General features: G+C 70.0%; 19 protein-coding genes. 13 read left to right on the forward strand and 6 right to left on the reverse strand.

What is annotated here, in order from left to right; translation table 11 throughout:
• Nucleotides 1-16 precede the first annotated feature (16 nt).
• The 6 genes from FK529_RS01375 to FK529_RS01400 all read left to right on the forward strand — a co-directional run bounded on the left by FK529_RS01375 (nt 17) and on the right by FK529_RS01400 (nt 6,644).
• Nucleotides 17-1,543: a FadD3 family acyl-CoA ligase gene (locus FK529_RS01375; protein ID WP_146558865.1), complete on the forward strand. Its 1,527-nt coding sequence runs from the start codon at nt 17-19 to the stop codon at nt 1,541-1,543.
• Nucleotides 1,540-2,451, forward strand: coding sequence for an enoyl-CoA hydratase (locus FK529_RS01380; RefSeq protein ID WP_193559646.1), 912 nt, complete (start codon nt 1,540-1,542; stop codon nt 2,449-2,451). The genes FK529_RS01375 and FK529_RS01380 overlap by 4 nt, the downstream gene beginning before the upstream one ends.
• Complete coding sequence (locus tag FK529_RS01385) at nt 2,451-3,611, forward strand: acyl-CoA dehydrogenase family protein (RefSeq protein WP_146558867.1); 1,161 nt, start codon at nt 2,451-2,453, stop codon at nt 3,609-3,611. Before FK529_RS01380 ends, FK529_RS01385 begins: the two co-directional genes overlap by 1 nt.
• Nucleotides 3,608-4,621, forward strand: coding sequence for an acyl-CoA dehydrogenase family protein (locus FK529_RS01390; RefSeq protein WP_146558869.1), 1,014 nt, complete (start codon nt 3,608-3,610; stop codon nt 4,619-4,621). Before FK529_RS01385 ends, FK529_RS01390 begins: the two co-directional genes overlap by 4 nt.
• Nucleotides 4,618-5,658 carry an acyl-CoA dehydrogenase family protein gene (locus FK529_RS01395; RefSeq protein WP_146558871.1) on the forward strand — a complete coding sequence of 347 codons (1,041 nt, stop codon included), beginning with the start codon at nt 4,618-4,620 and terminating at the stop codon, nt 5,656-5,658. Before FK529_RS01390 ends, FK529_RS01395 begins: the two co-directional genes overlap by 4 nt.
• A 71-nt stretch (nt 5,659-5,729) precedes the next feature.
• The gene (locus tag FK529_RS01400; protein WP_146558873.1) at nt 5,730-6,644 is read left to right on the forward strand and encodes an SAM-dependent methyltransferase; all 915 of its coding nucleotides are present in this window, start codon (nt 5,730-5,732) and stop codon (nt 6,642-6,644) included.
• 77 nt (nt 6,645-6,721) lie between these two features.
• Here the strand turns inward: FK529_RS01400 and hsaB are convergent, their stop codons facing one another.
• From hsaB to hsaA, 4 genes are read right to left on the reverse strand one after another with little or no spacing between them, the layout of a single operon-like run.
• Nucleotides 6,722-7,294 carry a 3-hydroxy-9,10-secoandrosta-1,3,5(10)-triene-9,17-dione monooxygenase reductase subunit gene (hsaB, locus tag FK529_RS01405; RefSeq protein ID WP_146558874.1) on the reverse strand — a complete coding sequence of 191 codons (573 nt, stop codon included), beginning with the start codon at nt 7,292-7,294 and terminating at the stop codon, nt 6,722-6,724.
• Nucleotides 7,294-8,199: an iron-dependent extradiol dioxygenase HsaC gene (gene hsaC, locus FK529_RS01410; protein WP_146558876.1), complete on the reverse strand. Its 906-nt coding sequence runs from the start codon at nt 8,197-8,199 to the stop codon at nt 7,294-7,296. The genes hsaB and hsaC overlap by 1 nt, the downstream gene beginning before the upstream one ends.
• 17 nt (nt 8,200-8,216) lie before the next feature.
• Nucleotides 8,217-9,086, reverse strand: coding sequence for a 4,5:9,10-diseco-3-hydroxy-5,9,17-trioxoandrosta-1(10),2-diene-4-oate hydrolase (hsaD, locus tag FK529_RS01415; protein ID WP_146558878.1), 870 nt, complete (start codon nt 9,084-9,086; stop codon nt 8,217-8,219).
• Between the two features lie 2 nt (nt 9,087-9,088).
• On the reverse strand, nt 9,089-10,264 hold the full coding sequence (gene hsaA, locus FK529_RS01420) for a 3-hydroxy-9,10-secoandrosta-1,3,5(10)-triene-9,17-dione monooxygenase oxygenase subunit (protein ID WP_146558880.1): 1,176 nt from the start codon (nt 10,262-10,264) through the stop codon (nt 9,089-9,091).
• Between the two features lie 160 nt (nt 10,265-10,424).
• Here hsaA and FK529_RS01425 point away from each other — a divergent pair, with 160 nt between their 5' ends.
• From FK529_RS01425 to chsH3, 7 genes are all read left to right on the forward strand, one after another.
• Nucleotides 10,425-11,888, forward strand: coding sequence for an FAD-dependent oxidoreductase (locus FK529_RS01425; protein WP_146558883.1), 1,464 nt, complete (start codon nt 10,425-10,427; stop codon nt 11,886-11,888).
• A gap of 238 nt (nt 11,889-12,126) precedes the next feature.
• Nucleotides 12,127-12,567: a hypothetical protein gene (locus tag FK529_RS01430; protein ID WP_146558885.1), complete on the forward strand. Its 441-nt coding sequence runs from the start codon at nt 12,127-12,129 to the stop codon at nt 12,565-12,567.
• Nucleotides 12,568-12,741: 174 nt separating this feature from the next.
• The gene (gene kstD, locus FK529_RS01435) at nt 12,742-14,463 is read left to right on the forward strand and encodes a 3-oxosteroid 1-dehydrogenase (protein WP_146558887.1); all 1,722 of its coding nucleotides are present in this window, start codon (nt 12,742-12,744) and stop codon (nt 14,461-14,463) included.
• Entirely contained in the window at nt 14,460-15,635 is a 1,176-nt protein-coding gene (locus FK529_RS01440) for a 3-ketosteroid-9-alpha-monooxygenase, oxygenase component (protein ID WP_146558889.1), read from the forward strand. The genes kstD and FK529_RS01440 overlap by 4 nt, the downstream gene beginning before the upstream one ends.
• A 4-nt stretch (nt 15,636-15,639) precedes the next feature.
• The gene (locus FK529_RS01445; RefSeq protein ID WP_205124344.1) at nt 15,640-15,978 is read left to right on the forward strand and encodes a hypothetical protein; all 339 of its coding nucleotides are present in this window, start codon (nt 15,640-15,642) and stop codon (nt 15,976-15,978) included.
• Entirely contained in the window at nt 15,975-17,063 is a 1,089-nt protein-coding gene (locus tag FK529_RS01450; protein WP_146558891.1) for a ferredoxin--NADP reductase, read from the forward strand. The genes FK529_RS01445 and FK529_RS01450 overlap by 4 nt, the downstream gene beginning before the upstream one ends.
• Nucleotides 17,064-17,098: 35 nt before the next feature.
• Nucleotides 17,099-17,956, forward strand: coding sequence for an enoyl-CoA hydratase ChsH3 (gene chsH3, locus FK529_RS01455; RefSeq protein WP_146558893.1), 858 nt, complete (start codon nt 17,099-17,101; stop codon nt 17,954-17,956).
• A gap of 145 nt (nt 17,957-18,101) precedes the next feature.
• Here the strand turns inward: chsH3 and FK529_RS01460 are convergent, their stop codons facing one another.
• Together FK529_RS01460 and FK529_RS01465 are read right to left on the reverse strand one after the other, a co-directional pair.
• Nucleotides 18,102-18,512, reverse strand: a complete 411-nt coding sequence (locus FK529_RS01460; protein ID WP_146558895.1) for a nuclear transport factor 2 family protein — start codon at nt 18,510-18,512, stop codon at nt 18,102-18,104.
• Between the two features lie 9 nt (nt 18,513-18,521).
• On the reverse strand, nt 18,522-19,388 hold the full coding sequence (locus tag FK529_RS01465; protein WP_146558897.1) for a TIGR03619 family F420-dependent LLM class oxidoreductase: 867 nt from the start codon (nt 19,386-19,388) through the stop codon (nt 18,522-18,524).
• Nucleotides 19,389-19,467 lie beyond the last annotated feature (79 nt).

The following is a 19,467-nucleotide window of genomic DNA, read 5'->3' on the forward strand; positions in this document are numbered from 1 at the left end:
GCGGAAGGGTTTGCGCATGTCACGCACCATCGCAGCGGCTCTGCGCGACGGCGCGGACCGGTTCGGCGAGCACCTCGCCGTGGTCGACGGCGATCTGCGGATCAGCTACGCCGACCTGCACGACCGCGCCCGCGATGTCGCCCGAGCGCTGCTCGCGGAGGGAATCCGCCGGGGCGACAGGGTCGCCATCTGCGCGCCGAACGGGCACGAGTGGATCGAGGCGGCGCTCGCCGCCGCCTACCTCGGCGCCGTCCTCGTCCCCGTGAACACCCGATACACCGGCCCCGAGATCGTCGACCTGCTCGTGCGGACCCGCACGCGGGCCTTCGTCGTGGCCGGCCCGTTCCTCGGCATCGACCGGCTCGAGCTCGTCGTCGAGACCGCCGGCGGCCTGCCGCCCGAGATCGTCTCGGTTCTTCGCCTGCCGGAGTGGGACGGGGTCGCTGCGCGTGGCGCGCGGATCACCGACGCCGAGCTCGACGGGGCGGCCGCCGCGGTGACGCCCGACGACCCGTCGGACATCTTCTTCACCTCCGGCACCTCCGGCCGCAGCAAGGGCGCGATGAGCACCCACGCCCAGACCCTCGCGAACGCCGCCAACTGGGCCGAGCTGGTGGGTCTCACCGAGGCGGACCGCTACCTGATCCTGAGTCCGTTCTTCCACATCTTCGGCTTCAAAGCCGGGATCCTGGCGGCCCTCCAGTCCGGCGCCACGATCCATCCGGCGCAGACCTTCGACGTGATCCAGACCTTCGAGCTCATCCAGCGGGAACGGATCTCCGTCCTCCCCGGGGTGCCCACGGTGCATCAGATGATGCTCGACCACCCGGATCGCGGCCGGTACGACCTGTCGAGCCTGCGCGCCGCGACCACCGGGGCCGCGACGATCCCCGTCGTCCTGATCGAGAGGATGCGGGCCGAACTGTACGAACGGGTGCTCACCGCCTACGGCCTGTCGGAGGCCCCTGTCGTCACGATGTGCCGGGCGGAGGACGACCCCGAGGTGATCGCCACGACCTCCGGGCGCGCTGTGCGCGACATGGAGGTGCGGATCGCGGACGACGGCGAGATCCTGGTGCGCGGACCCAACGTGATCGCCGAGTACTTCGAGGATCCCGAGGCGACGGCCAAGGCCTTCGACTCCGACGGATGGTTCCACACCGGCGATGCCGGATCGATGGACGAGGCCGGGAACCTGCGGATCACCGACCGCATCAAGGACATGTTCACCAATGGCGGCTTCAACGTCTACCCCGCGGAGATCGAGCAGGTGATCGCGCGGATCCCCGGCGTCGCGGAGAGCGCCGTGGTCGGGGTGACCGAGCCTCGCCTCGGCGAGGTCGGCAAGGCCTTCGTCGTACTCAAAGCCGGCTACGACCTGACCGAGGACGCCGTGATCGAGCACTGCCGGGAGTTCCTGGCCAATTTCAAAGTCCCCCGGAGCGTCGATTTCGTGAGCGAGCTACCGCGCAACGCGACCGGAAAGGTGCTCAAGCGCGTCCTGCGCGGCGAGCCCGACCCTGCAGCAGGAGAGAAACGATGACAGACACCACGCCCGCGTCCGACGCGACACCCGAGGCGGAGGTGGTGACCTACGAGGTCCGCGGCCCCGTTGCCGTGGTCACCATGAACCGGCCCGAATACCGCAACGCGCAGAACTCGGCGATGACCTACGCTCTCGACGCCGCCTTCGTGCGCGCCGTGGAGGATCCAACGGTCAAAGTGATCGTGCTGGCGGGCAACGGAAAGCACTTCTCCGCCGGTCACGACATCGGCACCCCGGGCCGGGACGTGGATCAGCACTTCGAGAACAAGGCCGTCCTCTGGTGGGACCACGTGGGACGTGAGGGCGGCGACCAGCGCTTCGCCCGCGAGTCCGAGGTGTACCTCGGCATGTGCCGCCGATGGCGGGAGATCCCGAAGCCGGTGATCGCATCGGTGCAGGGCGCCTGTATCGCCGGAGCCCTGATGCTGGCGTGGAGCTGCGACCTCATCGTCGCCTCGGACGATGCCTTCTTCTCGGACCCAGTGGTGCGCATGGGCATTCCCGGTGTCGAATACTTCGCGCACCCGTGGGTGATGGGTCCGCGTGCGGCCAAGGAGTTCCTGTTCACGGGCGACCGCTTCTCGGCACAGCAGGCTCAGGAGTGGGGCATGGTCAACCGCGTGGTGCCGCGCAACGAGCTCGAGGAGCAGACCCTCGCACTGGCCGAGCGGATCGCGGAGATGCCGAGTTTCGGCCTGGCGCTGACCAAGAAGGCCGTCAACCAGTGCGAGGACCTCATGGGTCTGCGGGCGGGCATGGACTCGGTCTTCGGCTTGCACCATTTCGCGCACGCGCACAACGCCGAGGTCTCCGGCGGCGACTCCCTGGGCGGGCAGAGCGCCAAGTCCATGGCGTCCGGAGCGCGGAGCGCGACCGACGGTGGCGCCACGCGGAAGGCGGAGTAGTGGACCTCGAGTTCGACGACGCGACAGTGGCCTTCCGCGACGAGGTGCGCGCCTGGCTGACGGCGAACGTACCGGCCGAGCCCCTCCCCTCGTTCGACACCGCCGAGGGCTTCGCCGCGCACCGCGCGTGGGAGGCGGAGCTCGCCGACGCCGGCCTCGCCGCGGTCTCGTGGCCCGCGGAGTTCGGCGGCCGCGACGCGACGCTGCTCCAGTGGGTCGTGTTCGAGGAGGAGTACTACGCCGCCGGCGCGCCGCTGCGCGTGAACCAGAACGGCCTGTTCATGCTGGCGCCCACGCTCTTCAGCCACGGTACCGACGAGCAGCGCGAGCGGATCCTGCCCGCGATGGCGCGCTCGGAGCGGGTGTGGGCGCAGGCCTGGTCCGAACCGGAGGCGGGCAGCGACATCGCCTCGCTGCGCTCGACCGCGACCCGCGTCGAGGGCGGCTGGCGGCTCTCCGGCCAGAAGACCTGGAGCTCCCGCGCCGCCTACGCCGATGGGGCCTTCGGCCTGTTCCGCAGCGAGCCGGGGTCGGAGCGGCATCGCGGCCTGACCTACCTGATGTTCGACCTGCGTGCGCCCGGAGTCACGGTGCGCCCCATCCCGCAGCTCGACGGCGAGCCCGGTTTCGCGGAGATCTTCCTCGACGAGGTGTTCGTGCCCGACGCCGACGTGATCGGCGAGCCCGGCCAGGGCTGGCGCGTAGCGATGACGACGGCCAACAACGAGCGCGGGCTCTCGCTCCGCAGCCCCGGCCGGTTCCTCTCGGCCGCCGACGCCCTCGTCGAGCTGTGGGAGCGCGAGGACGGTGACACCGCGACCGCCGCCGCGCAGCGCGTCGCCGACGCCTGGATCGGCGCCCGCGCCTACCAGCTGTACACCTTCGGCACCGTCACCCGCCTTCAGGACGGCGGCGAGCTCGGGCCGGAATCCAGTGTGAACAAGCTGTTCTGGAGCCATCTTGATGTGGAGCTCCACGAGACGGCCCTCGACCTGCTCGGCCCCCGGGCCGAGCTCACCGGCGGCGACGCACCCGACGCGGGCCGCTGGCCGGCCGGCTACCTGTTCTCGCTGGCGGGTCCCATCTACGGCGGCACCGACCAGATCCAGCGCAACACCATCGCCGAGCGTCTCCTCGGCCTACCCCGGGGAGCCCGATGAGATTCGCACCGTCGCAGGAGAACGAGGCCTTCGCGGAGTCGCTCGACGATCTGCTCTCGGGTGCCGGCGTCGTGGCCGCCGCACGCGCGTGGGCCGACGGTGACAGCGGGCCCGGCCGGAAGGTCTGGGCGGCGCTCGCCGACCTCGGGGTGACCGGCCTCGCTATCGCCGAGGAGCACGGCGGCGTCGGCGGCGACGCCGTGGACCTGGCTGTCGCCTTCCAGGCACTGGGCTACCACGGCGTGCCCGGGCCGGTCGTGGAGTCGATCGCGGTGCTGCCCGCCCTACTCGGCGAGGCCGCACCGCTGCGGGCCCTCGCGGAGGGGGCGATCGGCACCGTCGCCCTGCCGCCCCGCACCCCGTTCCTGCTGGACGCCGACGCCGCCGACCTGCGCTTCGTCGTCGGTTCCGACGGCGCCGTAGCCGAGGCCGGCGCACCGTCGTCGGGCCCGCTCGGGTCCGTCGACCGGACCCGGCGCCTCTTCCCCGTGGAATTGAACGACGTTTCGGAGGAAGAAACCCCAGGTGGGACTCTCCAAAACATCGTTCAATCGGCGGAGGGGGCCGGGGCGTTCGCGGTGGCGGGGCAGTTGCTCGGCGCGGGACGACGCCTGCTGGACGACACCGTCGAGTACGCGAAGGCGCGCGCTCAGTACGGGAAGGCGATCGGCGAGTACCAGGCGATCAAGCACCTGCTCGCCGACGTCGCGACCCGACTCGAGCTGGCGGCGCCACTGTTGAGCGGGGCGGCCGTGGCGCTCACCGGAGGCGACTCGAGGGGAGTCGATCTCGATCCCGTGCGCGACGTGGCGGCGGCGCGGGTCGCGGCCGCGGACGCGGCCTACCTGGCGGCGCGGACGGCGCTGCAGGTACACGGCGCCATCGGCTACACCGCGGAGTACGACCTGGGCCTGTGGATCACGAAGGTCCGGGCGCTGCAGTCGGCGTGGGGCACCCAGGCCGAGCATCGCGCGACGGTGCTCGACGCGATCCGGAAGGCGGCACGATGACGTCGGAACTGGACGATCTGGCGGCCGCGGTCCGCAGCGTCATCGATCGGCGCTGGTCGCCGGCCGCGCTGCGCGCCGCGATCGAGGCCCCCACGGGCTACGACGCCGACCTGTGGTCGGTGCTGTGCGAGCAGGTCGGGATCGCCGCGCTGGCCGTCCCCGAGGAGCACGACGGCGTGGGCGCGGGAGTGCGCGCGCTCCAGGTGGTCGCCGAAGAACTGGGGCGGCACCTGATCCCGTCGCCCTTCCTCGGCTCCGCGGTGCTGACGACGACCCTGCTCGCGGAGACCGGCGAGGCGGAACTGCTGGCCGGCCTCGCGAGCGGCGAGCGCATCGGCGCGGTCGCCTTCGCCGGCGAAGACTTCGCCGACCGCCCGATCACTGCGGCCGGCGGCGCGCTCACCGGGACCGCGCGCTTCGTCCTCGACGGCGACCTCGCGGACGACCTGATCGTCGTCGCCGGGGAGGAGCTGTACCTCGTCGACAGCGGTGCCGCGGGCCGTCGCCCCACCCCGTCGATGGATCCGACCCGGCGATTCGCCGAGGTCGTCGTCGACGGTGCGCCGGCCCGCCGGATCGGCGACGGCGCGGGGGCGGCGCTGCAGCGCGCGCTCGATAGGGCGTGCGCGGTCCTCGCCGCCGAACAGGCGGGCGCGGCGGCGCAGGCCCTGGCGATCACCGTCGACTACGCGGGCTCCCGTGTGCAGTTCGGCCGGCCGATCGGTTCATTCCAGGCGCTCAAGCACCGGATGGCGGACCTGTTCGTCCTGGTGGAGTCCGCCCGCTCGGCGGCGCTCGCCGCGGGCGAGGCGCTGGACCGCGGCGACGCGGGGGCGCCCCTCGCGGTCGCGACGGCGAAGACGTACTGCTCCGAGGCGTTCAGCGCTGTGGCGGCGGAGATGATCCAGCTGCACGGCGGCATCGGCATCACGTGGGAGCACGACGCGCACCTGTACTTCAAGCGTGCGCACTCGTCGTCGCAGCTGTTCGGCGACCCGGCGCACCACCTCTCCCGCCGGGAGCTCACGCACTCCTGAAACAGGTTCTTGTCGGCTGCCGGTCCCAGGCGGTACTTTCGTAGACGAACTACTCACGGAGGGAATCCCGTATGACGGAGACGACGCGCACGGACGGCGACACCTGGACGATCACCACCAGCGTGGGCTTCACCGCACTCCTGGTCGCCGCGGCGCGGGCCGTGGAGAACGAACGTCCCGACGCGCTCGCCCACGACCCGTACGCGCGGGTCTTCCTGGAGGCCGCGGGCGATGCCCGCGCCATCGCCCTTGCCGAGGCGGGTGACGGAGCCGGGAACCCCATGACCGCGACCCGCCACCTCGGCGTGCGCACCCGGTACTTCGACGACTTCGTCCGGGGCGCCGTCGCCGCGGGCGTCCGGCAGGTGGTCATCCTCGCGGCCGGCCTGGATTCCCGTGCCTACCGGATCGACCTGCCTGCCGGCACCGTCGTCTACGAGCTGGATCAGCCGGAGGTCCTGGCGTTCAAGGAGGAGACGCTCGCCGCGCACGGCGCGACGCCTGCGGCCGGGCTCCGGCACGTCCCCGTCGACCTGCGCGAGGACTGGCCGGCCGCGCTGCGGTCGTCCGGATTCGACGGGGCGGCCCCCACGGCGTGGCTCGTGGAGGGCCTGCTCCCCTACCTGCCCGCCGCGGCGCAGGCGCTGCTCTTCGAGCGGATCGTGGAGCTCTCGGTGCCGGGGAGCCGGGTCGCGGTGGAGGGTCAGATCGGCCCGCTCGATCTCGACGGCTTCCGGGCGATCATCGACAAGTACTCGCAGGAGGCGAATCCGCTCGGCGATTTCGACGTGACGTCGCTGTTCGTCGCCGACGAGGACCGCGCGGACCCCGCCGAGGATCTGATCGCGCACGGGTGGGTCGTGAATCGGGCCGGAAACCCCGCCGGGCTGGGACGGAAGTACGGAGTCCAGGACGCTGTCCCCGAGGACGCGGAACTGCTCTCCGGGACCATCGGCTATTTCACCGCGACGCTCCCCGCCGACTGAGTCGGCGTGGCCAGGTAGTGAACCCGCTTCGCGGAGGCGCCGACGGTCGGTCGTCGGTCTTGTGCCGAGAGCGGAGGTCAGATCCAGTCGTCGCCGACGGGCCAGGTGAGGAACGAATCCAGCGACAGGGCGCGCGGGATCGCCTCGCCGGGATCGGTCACCGTCTGCGTGTACCGGCCCTTGTAGAACAGCAGTGGACGGCCCGCGTTCGGCGGGCTGAGCTCGAGCACCCGCCCGATCACGATGTGGTGGTCGCCGCCGTCGTGCACCGTCTCGACGGCACAGTCGATCCAACTGAGCGCGCCGTCGAGCAGCGGAGACCCGATGCGGGAGAGCTTCCACCCGACCGCCCCGAACTTGTCCGGGTGCCGCGAGCCGAAGACCGAGCTGACATCCTGCTGACCCTCGCCGAGCACGTTGACCGCGAACCGCCCGGATCGCTCGATGGTGCGCCACGCACCCGAGGTCTTCATCGGGCAGAACAGGACCAAGGGGGGATCCAGCGACAGCGCCGAGAAGGACTGGCAGGCGAAGCCGGCCGGGCCCTCCTCGTCGGCGGCGGTGATCACCGTGACGCCGGTGCAGAAGTGCCCCATCGCGGTGCGGTACTCAATGGGTTCGATCGGTCCCGCCACCTCTGCCGCGGTCATCACTGCTCCTTGAAGCCGATGGAGAAGTCGTGGCCCCAGAGGCTCACCGCGGTGGACTCCCGCGCGATCCAGTCGTCGTTCTCGACTTCCAGACCCTCGCAGCCGAACTCGATGTCGAAGCCGCCCGGCGTCTTCATGTAGAAGGACAGCATCTTGTCGTTGATGTGCCGGCCGAGGGTGGCGGACATCTTGACCTTCTTGCGATTCGCGCGGTCGAGGGCCAGGCCGACGTCGTCGGAGTTCTCCACCTCCACCATGAGGTGGACGATCCCCGTCGGGTTGGGCAGGGGCAGGAAGGCGAGCGCGTGATGACGCGGGTTGCAGCCGTAGAAGCGCAGCCACGCCGGATCGCCGTCGGCGGGCCGGCCCACCATCTGCGGGGGAAGGCGCATCGAGTCGCGCAGGCGGAAGCCGAGGACCCCCTGATAGAAGGACTGCGCCGCAGCGTCATCCGTGCAGGTGAGCACGACGTGCCCGAGCCCCTGCTCGCCGGTCACGAACCTGTGGCCGTAGGGGCTGACGAAGCGGCAACCGAGGTACTGCGCCCCGTGGAAGGCCTCGAGCGTGTTCCCCGACGGGTCCTGGAAGCGGATCAGCCCCTCGACGCGGCGCTCGGCCTTCTCGTCCTTGGTGCCCTCCTCGAAGGCGACACCCGCCGCCGTGAGGGTGTCCCGGAGCTCCTGCAGCCCAAGGGCGTCGGTGACCTCCCAGCCGGAGACCAGGAGACGGTCGCGCTCGCCGGGCACGATCACCAGGCGGGCCGCGAAGTCGTCCATGCGCAGGTAGAGCGACTCGGGGTCGTTACCCGTCCCCTCCATCATCCCGAGCACCTTCAGCCCGTACTCGCGCCAGGCCGCCATGTCGGTGGCCTCGATGCGCATGTACCCGAGCGCCTTGATCGCCATGTCCGTATATCCCTCTGTCAGCCGGCCAGGAAATCGGCCGTGAGCCGGTTGAACTCGTCGAACTTCTCCAGCTGCGCCCAGTGGCCGCACTGCCCGAAGACGTGCAGTTGGGCGCGCGGGATCTGCTTGAGTGCGAGGAGCGCACCGTCGAGCGGGTTGACCCGGTCTTCGCGGCCCCAGATCATGAGCACGGGCTGGCGCAGCGTGTAGGCGTCGCGCCAGAGCATTCCCTTCTCGTAGTCCGCGGAGGCGAAGGACTTGCCCATGGCCTTGAACGCGGCGATCGCCTCGGGATCGAGCGCGAGCTCGAAGCGCTCCTCGATGAGCTCGGGGGTGATCATCTTCTGGTCGAAGACCATGATCCGCAGGAAGTCCTCCAGCCGCTCCTTGCTGGGCGCTGCATAGAACTTCTGGAGCGTGCGCAGCCCCTCCGTGGGGTCCGGCGCGAAGGTGTTCACGCTGAGCCCGCCCGGGCCCATCAGCACGAGCCGGCCCGCCCGCTCCGGGAAGTCGAGGGCGAACCGCACCGAGGTGCCGCCGCCGAGTGAGTTGCCCACCAGGTGCACGCGTTCGGTGATGCCGAGCGCGTCGAGCAGGCCCGCGAGCGCCGTCGCGCTGTGCACGAAGTACTGCGGGTGCTCGGTCGGCTTGTCGGACCGACCGAATCCCGGCTGGTCGACGGCCAGCACGTGGAACCGCTGCGCCAGCACCGGGATGTTGCGCCCGAAGTTGCTCCACGAGGAGACACCCGGGCCGCTGCCGTGCAGCAGCACGACGGTGCCGTTGGCCCGGTTCTCCTCGCCGGCCTCGTGATAGTGCAACGTGAGACCGGCTGCGGTGGTGGCGAACTTTCCCTCCTTGAGGACGTCCACATCGGCGCCTGTCACGACTAGACCATCCCGTCCATCACGGGCAGACCGAACTCGCCGGTGCCGAACATCTTGTAGGCACGCTCGGGATCGTTCGCGGCGTGCACGCGGCCCGCGTGGGCGTCGCGCCAGAACCGCTGGATCGGCGTTCCCTCGGCCAGCGCGCGACCGCCAGAGTTCTCGAACATGCGGTCCACGGCGAAGATCGCACGCTCGGTGCCGCGCACCTGGTCGCGACGGACCTTCAGGCGCAGGTTGAAGGGGATCTTCTCGCCGGCCTTGACCAGCGCGTGCTCCTCGTTGATGTTGGAGATCAGCTGGAGCCAGGCGGCGTCGATCTCGCTGCCCGCCTCGGCGACGCGGACCATCGCGAACGGGTCCTCCTTCGCCGTCTCGCCCGCGTAGGCGGCACGCACACGGTTGCGCTGGTGCTCGACGTGGGCGTCGTAGGCGCCCTGCGCCATACCGATGATCGGGGCGGTGATCGTGGACGGGTGCACCGAGCCGAAGGGCAGCTTGTAGAGCGGGCTGGTGTTGACCTCCTGGCCCGGGCCCTTGCACTTGCTGACCAGCTGGAAGCTGAGGGCGCGGTGCTCCGGGACGAAGACGTCCTCGACCACGATGTCGTTGCTGCCGGTGCCGCGCAGGCCGACGGTGCGCCACACGTCGTTGATCGTGTAGTCGCTGATCGGCACGAGGTAGGTCAGGAAATCGACCGGCTTACCGTCCTTGAAGGCGGGCCCACCGAGCAGCGCCCAGGTGCCGTGGTCGCAGCCGGAGGAGAAGCTCCACTTGCCCGACAGCCGGTAGCCGCCCTCGACCACCTCCGACTTACCCATCGGGGCGTAGGACGAAGAGATCAGCGTGTCCTGATCCTCGCCCCACACCTCCTGCTGCGCGCGGTCGTCGAAGAGCGCCACGTTCCACGGATGGATGCCGAGGATCGAGGAGACCCAGCCGGTGGAGCCGCAGGCGCTCGCCAGCATCTTGACCGCGGTGTAGAACTCGACCGGATCGGCCTCGAAGCCCCCGTAGCGCTTGGGCTGCAGCAGACGGAAGAAGCCGCTCTTCTGCAGTTCCTTGATGGATTCCGCCGGGATCCGGCGCGCATCCTCCGTCTCCTGCGCCCGGTCCCGAAGGGTCGGCAGCAGCTCCGCCACCTCGGCCAGCACCGCGGCCACGCTCTGATCGCTCATCTTTCCTCGCCTCCTGGAGAGCCCCCGACGGACACCGAAGTCCGCCGTTGGGATCGATACTAGAACACGTTCTCATTTTCTGGCGCGAAACGCTACATCAATGGTTCGGACCCGCCTATCTTGCTGTTGTCACCGGTTACGAGACCGTTCGAGGAGTGCCATGCCCGAGAGTCGTCGCCCCGTCGCCGTCGCCGACATCCCGACCTGGGATCTGGAGGCCGACGTAGTGATCGCCGGGTACGGCATCGCGGGGGTGTGCGCCGCGATCGAGGCCGCCCGAGCAGGAGCCGACGTGCTGGTGCTCGACCGCACCGGCGGGTGGGGGGGCGCGGCGGCCCTCTCCGGCGGATGGATCTACCTCGGGGGCGGCACCCCACTCCAACGCGCGCTCGGCTTTGAGGACACCGCCGAGAACATGGAGGCCTTCATGACCGCCGCGCTCGGGCCGGGCGTCGACGCGGCGAAGATCCACGCGTACGCCCACGGCAGCACGGAGCACTACGACTGGCTGACGGGCTGCGGCGTGGTCTTCAAGGAGGAGTTCTGGGGCGAGCCCGGCTGGGAGGTGCCGCACGACGAGGGCCTCGGCTACTCCGGCGGCGAGAACGCCGCCCCCTTCAACGCGATCGCCACGCCGGCGCCGCGCGGGCACGTCCCGCAGATGGCCGACAAGCGGACCGGCGTGCGCGGCGCCGGGTACATGCTGATGAAACCGCTGGTCGAGACCGCGGAGGAGCTCGGGGTGCGCGCCGAGTACGACGTCCGCGCACAGTCTCTGGTGTCCGGTCCGGACCGGCGCGTCGAGGGCCTCGTCGCCCGGCGGTTCGGCAAGGACGTCCACGTGCGGGCCCGACGGGGCGTGGTCCTCGCTACCGGCAGCTTCGCGTACAACGCCGCGATGATCGAGTCGTACGCGCCGCGGCTGATCGGCCGGCCGGCCGCCGCGATCGAGGAGCACGACGGGGCCGGGATCCTCATGGCGCAGGCCGCGGGCGCGGCCCTGGCCCACATGGACGCCACGGAGGTCGCCTTCTTCGGCGACCCGCAGATGATGGCCCGCGGCATTCTGGTCAACGGCCGCGGTCAGCGGTTCATCGCCGAGGACACCTACGGCGGACGGATCGGCCAGGCCGTGCTGATCCAGCAGGACAACGCCGCCTACCTGGTCATGGACATGGACGCGCACGAGGAGGCTCTCGCCACCGAGACCTCGACGCCGTTCTTCCGGCAGCCGCCGACGTGGGCGGCGGAGACCGTGGCGGAGCTCGAATCCGACATGGGCCTGCCGGTCGGGGCGCTGACGGGCACCGTCGACACGTACAACCGGCACGCCGCCGAGGGTGCCGACCCCCTGCTGCACAAGAAGCCGCAGTGGGTCCGGCCGCTCGAGGGACCCGTCGCGGCGTGGGACATGCGCGGATTCACCGCCGGCTTCACCCTGGGTGGATTGCGCACCGACGTCCACGCGCGGGTGCTGCACGTCGACGGGGCGCCGATCCCCGGCCTCTTCGCCGCCGGGCGATGCACCTCCGGGGTGTGCGCGGGCGGCTACGCGAGTGGGACCAGCCTCGGCGACGGAAGCTTCTTCGGCCGTCGCGCCGGCGCTGCCGCCGCGACCGAGTAGGTGTTGGTTTTACAATAGCCAGCCTGCTCCAGTGGGCTCTGAACTGGCCGTTATCGCGATCGTGAACGAATCCGTCGATCCACGCTCGCGGACCACGGACACAAGATCAAATCCTTTGTGCAACAAACATACTCGGACCGGCACCGGACCTCCCGAAAGCAGCCCTCTACTGCGAAGATGAGGGCATGACTGCAACCGCGCCCGCCGCTTCCGCAACCGACCGGAGTGGGTGCTCCGCATGACCCACCGTGCGGACAGATCGAGCTCCACGCGGATCGGCGGCATCACAGTCCGCGTTCTCGCCATCGCCGCCGCCATGACGCTCTGCGTCGCCGCGATCGCCGTCAGCGCGAGCATGTGCAGCGGCCCGTCGACCGACCCGCAGCCGATCGTGGCGCCGTCGGGATCGAGCCCGACGGGTTCGATCCCGGCTGGATCGAGCCGGTCGAGAGAGATCGCCCCGAGCAGCGCGACACCGTCCGACGCCGCCGGGGCCACGCCGCCGAGCCCCGTCCCGCCGCGGACGACGACGGTGGAGCCTCCCGCACCGACGACCTCCCCCGCCGCGGTACGGACCGCGCCGCGGATCACGACGACCGTGCCGAGCTGCACGCCGCAACCGAAGTGGGTCTTCCGGCCCAGCACCGGGGCCTACGAGCGCATCACCCTCCCCTGCTGACCGCGTGACGCCCGGCCTCCCCGGCCCGCCGCGACCGCGCGGCGCCGTGGACCGAACCCGGCCGAACCCTGGCAAGTGAAACCTGTTCTAGTCTATGCTGCAGATGTGGCACGTACCTGCTGCCTATTCGCGCAGGTGAGGCTCGAGAACTTGTTTCATCAGCGAGGAGAGTCGATGACGGCGGAGACCACCGAGTACGACGTGATCGTGGTGGGAAGCGGCGCAGCGGGAATGACCGCGGCGCTCAAGGCTGCGGACACCGGGCTCAGCGTCCTGGTCGTGGAGAAGGCGGCGCACTACGGCGGGTCCACGGCCCGCTCGGGCGGCGGGGTCTGGGTGCCCGGCAACGAGTCGCTGGTCAAGGCCGGCGTCAAGGACACCCCCGACGAGGCTCGCAAGTACCTGCACGCCATCATCGGCGACGTGGTGCCGGCGGAGCGGATCGACACCTACATCGACCGCGGCCCCGAGGTCATCTCGATGGTGCACCGCATGAGTCCGCTGGAGCTGACGTGGGTGCCGGGCTACTCCGATTACTACCCGGAGGCGCCGGGCGGGCGGGCACACGGGCGCTCCTGCGAGCCCAAGCCCTTCGACGGCAAGCAGCTGGGCGACGAGCTCGAGAACCTCGAGCCCGACTACACGAAGGCCCCCATGAACCTGGTGGTCACCCAGGCCGACTTCAAGTGGCTGAACCTGATCATGCGCCACCCCAAGGGGCCCCTGCGCGCGCTGCGAGTGGCCGGCCGCTACTACAGTGCCCGGGCGCGCGGCAAGCACCTCCTCGGCCGCGGCCAGGCACTCATCGCCGCGCTGCGCGTCGGCCTGCAGCGGGCGAACGTGCCGCTGTGGCTGAACACCGCCCTCGTCGGGCTCACCGAGGAGGACGGCCGGATCACCGGCGTCACCGTCGAGCGCGGCGGCGCACAGCTGCGGCTGACCGCCCGGCGCGGCGTGATCCTGGCCGCCGGCGGCTTCGAGTCGAACGCGCAGATGCGCTCGCAGTACCAGCGTCAGCCCATCGGCACCGAGTGGACCAACGGCGTGCCCGCCAACACCGGCGACGCCATCCGCGCGGGCGCGGCCGCGGGCGGAGCCCTCGAGTTCATGGACGACGCCTGGTGGGGCCCGTCCATCCAGTTGCCGAAGATGGCGTGGTTCGCCCTGTCCGAGCGCTCCCTGCCAGGCAGCGTCATGGTGAACACCGCCGGCGAGCGATTCGTCAACGAGTCCGCGCCCTACGTCGAGGCCGTGCACGCCATGTACGGCGGCGAGTACGGCCAGGGCGAGGGCCCCGGCGAAAACGTGCCGTGCTGGCTGGTGTTCGACCAGCGCTACCGGAACCGGTACATGTTCGCGGGCCAGCCGCCGCGTCAGCCACTGCCCAAGCGCTGGTACGAGTCCGGAAACATGGTCCGCGCGAACAGCCTGGCCGAGCTCGCCGAGAAGATGGACGTGCCTCCGGCGGCGCTGACGGCCACCGTCGAGAAGTTCAACGGTTTCGCACGTGCGGGACGCGACGAGGATTTCCACCGCGGCGAGAGCGCCTACGACCACTACTACGGGGATCCGCGGAACAAGCCGAACCCCAGTCTCGCCGAATTGGCGACCGGGCCGTTCTACGCTGCACGTATGGTTCCCGGCGATCTCGGCACGAAGGGTGGCCTGCGCACCGACGTCGCGGGCCGGGTCCAGCGCGCCGACGGCACTGTGATCGACGGCCTGTACGCCGCCGGCAACACCAGTTCGCCCGTCATGGGCCACACCTACGCGGGGCCCGGCGCCACCATCGGCCCCGCGATGGTCTTCGCCTACCTCGCCGTCGAGGACATGGCCAAACAGGAATCAGCCCCCGCGGCGGCAGCCCCCGCTCGCGCGGAAGAGGAGGTCGGATGAGCACCAACACCGAGACGGCGGCCCGTCTCATCGACAGCGGCACCGCGCCCACCCGGTACGCCCGAGGCTGGCACTGCATCGGCTTGCTCAAGGACTTCGCCGATGGCGAGCCCCACTCGGTCGAGGCCTTCGGCACCAAGCTCGTGGTCTTCGCGGGCGAGGACGGGAAGGTCAACGTCCTCGACGGCTACTGCCGGCACATGGGCGGCGACCTGACGCAGGGCACCGTCAAGGGCAACGAGATCGCCTGCCCGTTCCACGACTGGCGCTGGGGCGGCGACGGCAAGTGCAAGGCCATCCCGTACGCCAAGCGCGTGCCGCTGCGGGCCCGGACCCGCACCTGGCCCACCATGATCGAGAACGATCAGCTCTTCATCTGGCACGACGTGGAGAACTCCACGCCGCCTGCGGAACTGGACATTCCCAAGATCGACGGCGACATCGACGGGCCGGAGTGGTCCAACTGGGTGTGGAACGAGATCGTCATCGAGAACAGCAACTGCCGCGAGATCGTCGACAACGTGGTCGACATGCCGCACTTCTTCTACATCCACTACGGCCTGCCCACGTACTTCAAGAACGTCTTCGACGGACACATCGCCTCGCAGTACCTGGACACCAAGGGCCGCAACGACGTCACCGACATCGGGCTCTCCGGCGGCGACGACGTGCTGCTCAAGTCCGAGGCCCACTACTTCGGGCCGTCGTACATGATCAACTACCTGCACAACGACTACAAGGGCTTCCAGATCGAGAACGTCCTGATCAACTGCCACTACCCCATCGATCAGAACTCGTTCAAGCTGATGTACGGCGTGAAGGTCAAGAAGCTGCCCGGCTTCGACGACGAGAAGTCCGACTACCTGGCCGGGAAGTTCGCCAAGAACGTGGGCCTGGGCTTCCTGCAGGACGTGGAGATCTGGAAGAACAAGACCCGCATCGACAATCCACTGCTGTGCGAGGAGGACGGCCCCGTCTACCAGCTCCGCCGGTGGTACGAGCAGTTCTACGTCGACGCGGCGGACGTCTCGGAGGACATGACGCAGCGCTTCGAGTTCGAGATCGACACCACCCACGCCGTGGAGGCGTGGGAGGCCGAGGTCGCGGAGAACATCGCCCGGCAGGAGGCCGAGAAGGCCACCGCCGCCGACGGTTCCGGCCCGGGGGCCTGATCCCATGTCCCCCACGGTGACGATGTTCGGTGAGCCGGTGACCCAGCCGGCGACGGTGGCCGACCGCGAGGGCTTCCTCACGGACGGCTTCACACCGCTGAACTGCGGCACCTGCGGCGTCGCGGTACAGGTCCGCAAGAACAGCCGGGAGCACACCTCGATCCAGTGGTGCGGCTCTGCGCTCGAGTGCACGGTCTTCGCCACGGACGGTGCCGGGTCCGCCCTGCGCGCCACCTGCCCGCGGCTCATGGCATCGATCGCGCGCGCCGCCAAACTCGGCGAGGTGCCCGTCCCGACGGACGTTGCGCCGCCGGACACCGACCAGGAGAAGCAGAAGAAGTGAGCATCCACCGACTACTCGTCGCCAAGGTGGTCGCGGAGACGCACGACGCGCACTCCATCGAGTTCGAGGTGCCCGACGCCCTGGCGGACCGGTTCACCTACAAGCCGGGCCAGTTCCTGACTCTGCGCGTGCCGAGCGAGCAGACCGGGTCGGTGGCGCGGTGCTACTCGCTGTGCAGCGCGCCGCACGACGACGGTCCGCTGCGCGTGGCGGTCAAGCGCACCGCCGATGGCTACGCCTCGAACTGGCTGTGCGACAACGCGACACCCGGGATGGAGATCGACGTCCTGGTGCCAGCGGGCATCTTCACCCCGAAGTCGGTGGATATCGACATGCTGCTCTTCGCGGGCGGCAGCGGTATCACGCCCATCCTGTCGATCCTGCGTTCGGTACTCGAGACCGGCACCGGATCCGTGGCCCTGGTCTACGCCAACCGCGACGCACAATCGGTGATCTTCTCCTCGGCACTGGCCGAGCTCACGCGGACCTACCCGGAGCGGCTCGTCGTGGTGCACTGGCTCGAATCGGTGCAGGGCCTGCCCAGCGCCGCGAACCTCGCCGCACTGGCCGCACCCTATGCCTCCCGCGAGGTCTTCGTCTGCGGCCCCGGACCGTTCATGGACGCGGTCTCCGAGGCCATGACCTCGCTCGGCAAAGGTCGCCGCGAGGTACACATCGAGAAGTTCCGCTCCCTGCCACGCAACCCCTTCGAGGTGGAGGCCGCCCAGGAGGAGGCGGAGGAGAAGGCCGCGATCGCCGAGGCGGAGGACCTGCCCGAGCCCACCGCGAACGCACCCGCACCCGCGGCCGACGGGGGCACCGTCACCGTCGAACTGGACGGGACGACGACCGAGCTCGCCTGGCCCGCCGAGAAGAAGCTGCTGGACGTGATGCTCGATGCCGGCCTCGACGCGCCGTACTCGTGCCGTGAGGGCGCGTGCAGCGCGTGCGCGTGCCGCATCACCTCGGGCGAGGTGGACCTGGCACACAACGAGGTACTCGATCAGGAGGACCTCGACGACGGCCTCATCCTGGCCTGCCAGTCCCTGCGGCGCTCACCCGCCGTGCACATCACTTACGAATAGACCGTCCACGACGGCCCCATTGCTGAGGGAGTCCCATGCCCATCGACCCGTCGGTCGCGATCGGTGCCGAGCTCGGCACCGCCGAGTTCTCCTGGAGCACCTCCGACGTGCTGCTGTACCAGCTGGCGCTGGGCGCGGGCGCCGACCCGCTCTCCGCCCGCGAGCTGAGGTACTCCACGGAGCAGGACACCGTCGTGCTGCCGACCTTCGCCACCGTCGCGCAGAACTTCCACGCGACCGAGGCTCCCCGGGTCTCCTTCCCCGGCGTCGAGATCGATCTGGCCAAGGTGGTGCACGGCAGCCAGTCGGTCACGGCGCACCGTCCGCTGCCCGTGTCCGGCACGGCGGTCGCCCGCACGCGGATCAGCGACGTGCACGACAAGGGCAAGGCCGCGGTGATCTGGCAGGAGACCGAGGTCGTCGACGACGCCGGCGAGCCGCTGTGGACCGCGCGATCGTCCATCTTCGCGCGCGGCGAGGGCGGCTTCGGCGGCGAGCGCGGGCCGTCGGAGAAGGTCGAGCTGCCCACGCGGGACGCCGACGTGACCGTCGAGGTGCCGACCCTGCCCCAGCAGGCGCTGCTCTACCGGCTGTGCGGCGACCGCAACCCGCTCCACTCGGACCCCGCCTTCGCTCGGGCCGCCGGCTTCGACGCGCCGATCCTGCACGGGCTGTGCACCTACGGAATCGTCGCCAAGGCCGTCACCGACGCCGTGCTCGACGGCGACGCCGCCGCGGTGGGCTCGTGGTCGGCGAAGTTCGCCGGGATCATGCTGCCGGGCGAGACGCTGCGCGTGCGGATCTGGCACGACGGTGACCGTCAGCTCGTGACCGCGGAGTCGGTCGAGCGCGGCGCCCCGGTGCTCGCGGACGCGGTGTTCACCGCGCGCTGAGTCCGCCGGCCGCGGCTGCGGACGAGGGCAAGTGCTCCATCCCGTGCCATGACCGGCTCCGTGAATCCACGGCTGAGGTGAACAGAAGACAAGATCTGACCTCGTGTCGAGCTGAGCCGTGGATTCACAGACCGGGGACCGGTGTTCACACGGGGCGGGCGGTGGCCATGGCGCGGTCGACCTCCCAGTAGGCACGGAGCGCCACGATCTTCCCCGCGTCGTCGACCTTGTAGGTGAAGACGCCCTCGGCGTCGATGACGTGCCCGCCGATGACGGTGCGGATGAGGCCGGTGAAGGCCACCTCGTTGCCGCAGGCGAAGCCGTCGCCGAAGCGGAATTCCAGGGACTCCGCCGCACCGATGGTCTTGTCGTAGAACGCCGCGATCTCCTGGCGGCCGTGGTGCCCCTTGCCCTCGGGGTCGAAGCCCGACGGCCCGACCGGGTCCTCGACCACGCCGTCGGCGGCGAACAGGTCGAGCCACTCCTCCTTGCGGCGGCCGCTCGCGGCGGCCTGGGAGGCCCGCCCGGCCAGGACGGCGGGGTGGTCGTCTTTCATGGCGAACTCCTAGAACTTGCTGATGACGGAATCGGCATAACGGCGCAGGTGGTCGATCTTGGGCTGCAGCGGCTCGGTATCCGGGCCCACCTGGTACGGCAGGCGGAAGCCGACGATCACGTCGGTGACGCCCTTGTCCTCGAGCCGCTTGATGCCGTCCACGGTGTAGGCGTCCAGCGAGATCACGTGGATCTCGAACTCCTTCTTGCCGTGCTCTGCGCGCAGCTCGTCGATCCGGGCGAGCATGCGGTCGAGCTCCTCGCCGTCGCCGCCGGCGTGCATCCAGCCGTCGCACAGCCGCACGGCCCGGCGCAGCGCCGCGTCCGCATGACCGCCGACCAGGATCGGCAACGGCTGTGTCGGCACCGGGGCGATCTTGATGGACGGGATGTCGAAGAACTCGCCGTGGTACTCGAAGTACTCGCCGGTCGAGAGGCCCTTGATGATCTCGATGCACTCGTCCATCCGCTTGCCGCGGCGCGCGAAGGGCACCCCCATGATCTCGAAGTCCTCCGGCCACGGGCTGATGCCCACGCCGAGCGCGAAGCGGTTGCCGCTGAGGGAGGCCAGCGAGGTGGCCTGCTTGGCGACGAGCACCGGCGGCCGAATCGGCAGCTTGAGCACGAAGGGCGTGAACCGCAACGTGGTCGTGGACGCGGCCAGCGCCGACGCCAGTACGAAGGTCTCGATGAACTCCTTGCCGTCGAGGAACTCCCGGCTGCCGTCGGGGGTGTACGGATACGTCGAGTCCGAGACCTCGGGATACGCGATGCTGTCCGCGATGCACATGCTGTGGTAGCCGGCCTCCTCCGCCGCCTGCGCGAGCGGGACGTAGTACGACGGATCCGTCATCGCCTCGGCGTACGTGAATCGCATGGTCACCCTTTCGTCGAACTGCTTGCGAGCCTTCATCCCACTTGCTAAAAATAGAACACGTTTCACCGTTTGTACGCGG

It is taken from the genome of Tsukamurella asaccharolytica (assembly GCF_007858435.1).
In the GTDB taxonomy this organism is placed as follows: Bacteria; Actinomycetota; Actinomycetes; order Mycobacteriales; family Mycobacteriaceae; genus Tsukamurella; species Tsukamurella asaccharolytica.

What these genes read in the sequence shown, in the direction of transcription:
- FK529_RS01375 (WP_146558865.1), top strand. Translation starts at nt 17, where the DNA reads ATGTCACGCACCATCGCAGCGGCTCTGCGCGACGGCGCGGACCGGTTC.
- FK529_RS01380 (WP_193559646.1), top strand. Translation starts at nt 1,540, where the DNA reads ATGACAGACACCACGCCCGCGTCCGACGCGACACCCGAGGCGGAGGTG.
- FK529_RS01390 (WP_146558869.1), top strand. Translation starts at nt 3,608, where the DNA reads ATGAGATTCGCACCGTCGCAGGAGAACGAGGCCTTCGCGGAGTCGCTC.
- FK529_RS01395 (WP_146558871.1), top strand. Translation starts at nt 4,618, where the DNA reads ATGACGTCGGAACTGGACGATCTGGCGGCCGCGGTCCGCAGCGTCATC.
- FK529_RS01400 (WP_146558873.1), top strand. Translation starts at nt 5,730, where the DNA reads ATGACGGAGACGACGCGCACGGACGGCGACACCTGGACGATCACCACC.
- hsaB (WP_146558874.1), bottom strand. Translation starts at nt 7,294, where the DNA reads ATGACCGCGGCAGAGGTGGCGGGACCGATCGAACCCATTGAGTACCGC.
- hsaC (WP_146558876.1), bottom strand. Translation starts at nt 8,199, where the DNA reads ATGGCGATCAAGGCGCTCGGGTACATGCGCATCGAGGCCACCGACATG.
- hsaA (WP_146558880.1), bottom strand. Translation starts at nt 10,264, where the DNA reads ATGAGCGATCAGAGCGTGGCCGCGGTGCTGGCCGAGGTGGCGGAGCTG.
- FK529_RS01425 (WP_146558883.1), top strand. Translation starts at nt 10,425, where the DNA reads ATGCCCGAGAGTCGTCGCCCCGTCGCCGTCGCCGACATCCCGACCTGG.
- FK529_RS01430 (WP_146558885.1), top strand. Translation starts at nt 12,127, where the DNA reads ATGACCCACCGTGCGGACAGATCGAGCTCCACGCGGATCGGCGGCATC.
- kstD (WP_146558887.1), top strand. Translation starts at nt 12,742, where the DNA reads ATGACGGCGGAGACCACCGAGTACGACGTGATCGTGGTGGGAAGCGGC.
- FK529_RS01440 (WP_146558889.1), top strand. Translation starts at nt 14,460, where the DNA reads ATGAGCACCAACACCGAGACGGCGGCCCGTCTCATCGACAGCGGCACC.
- FK529_RS01445 (WP_205124344.1), top strand. Translation starts at nt 15,640, where the DNA reads ATGTCCCCCACGGTGACGATGTTCGGTGAGCCGGTGACCCAGCCGGCG.
- chsH3 (WP_146558893.1), top strand. Translation starts at nt 17,099, where the DNA reads ATGCCCATCGACCCGTCGGTCGCGATCGGTGCCGAGCTCGGCACCGCC.
- FK529_RS01460 (WP_146558895.1), bottom strand. Translation starts at nt 18,512, where the DNA reads ATGAAAGACGACCACCCCGCCGTCCTGGCCGGGCGGGCCTCCCAGGCC.
- FK529_RS01465 (WP_146558897.1), bottom strand. Translation starts at nt 19,388, where the DNA reads ATGCGATTCACGTACGCCGAGGCGATGACGGATCCGTCGTACTACGTC.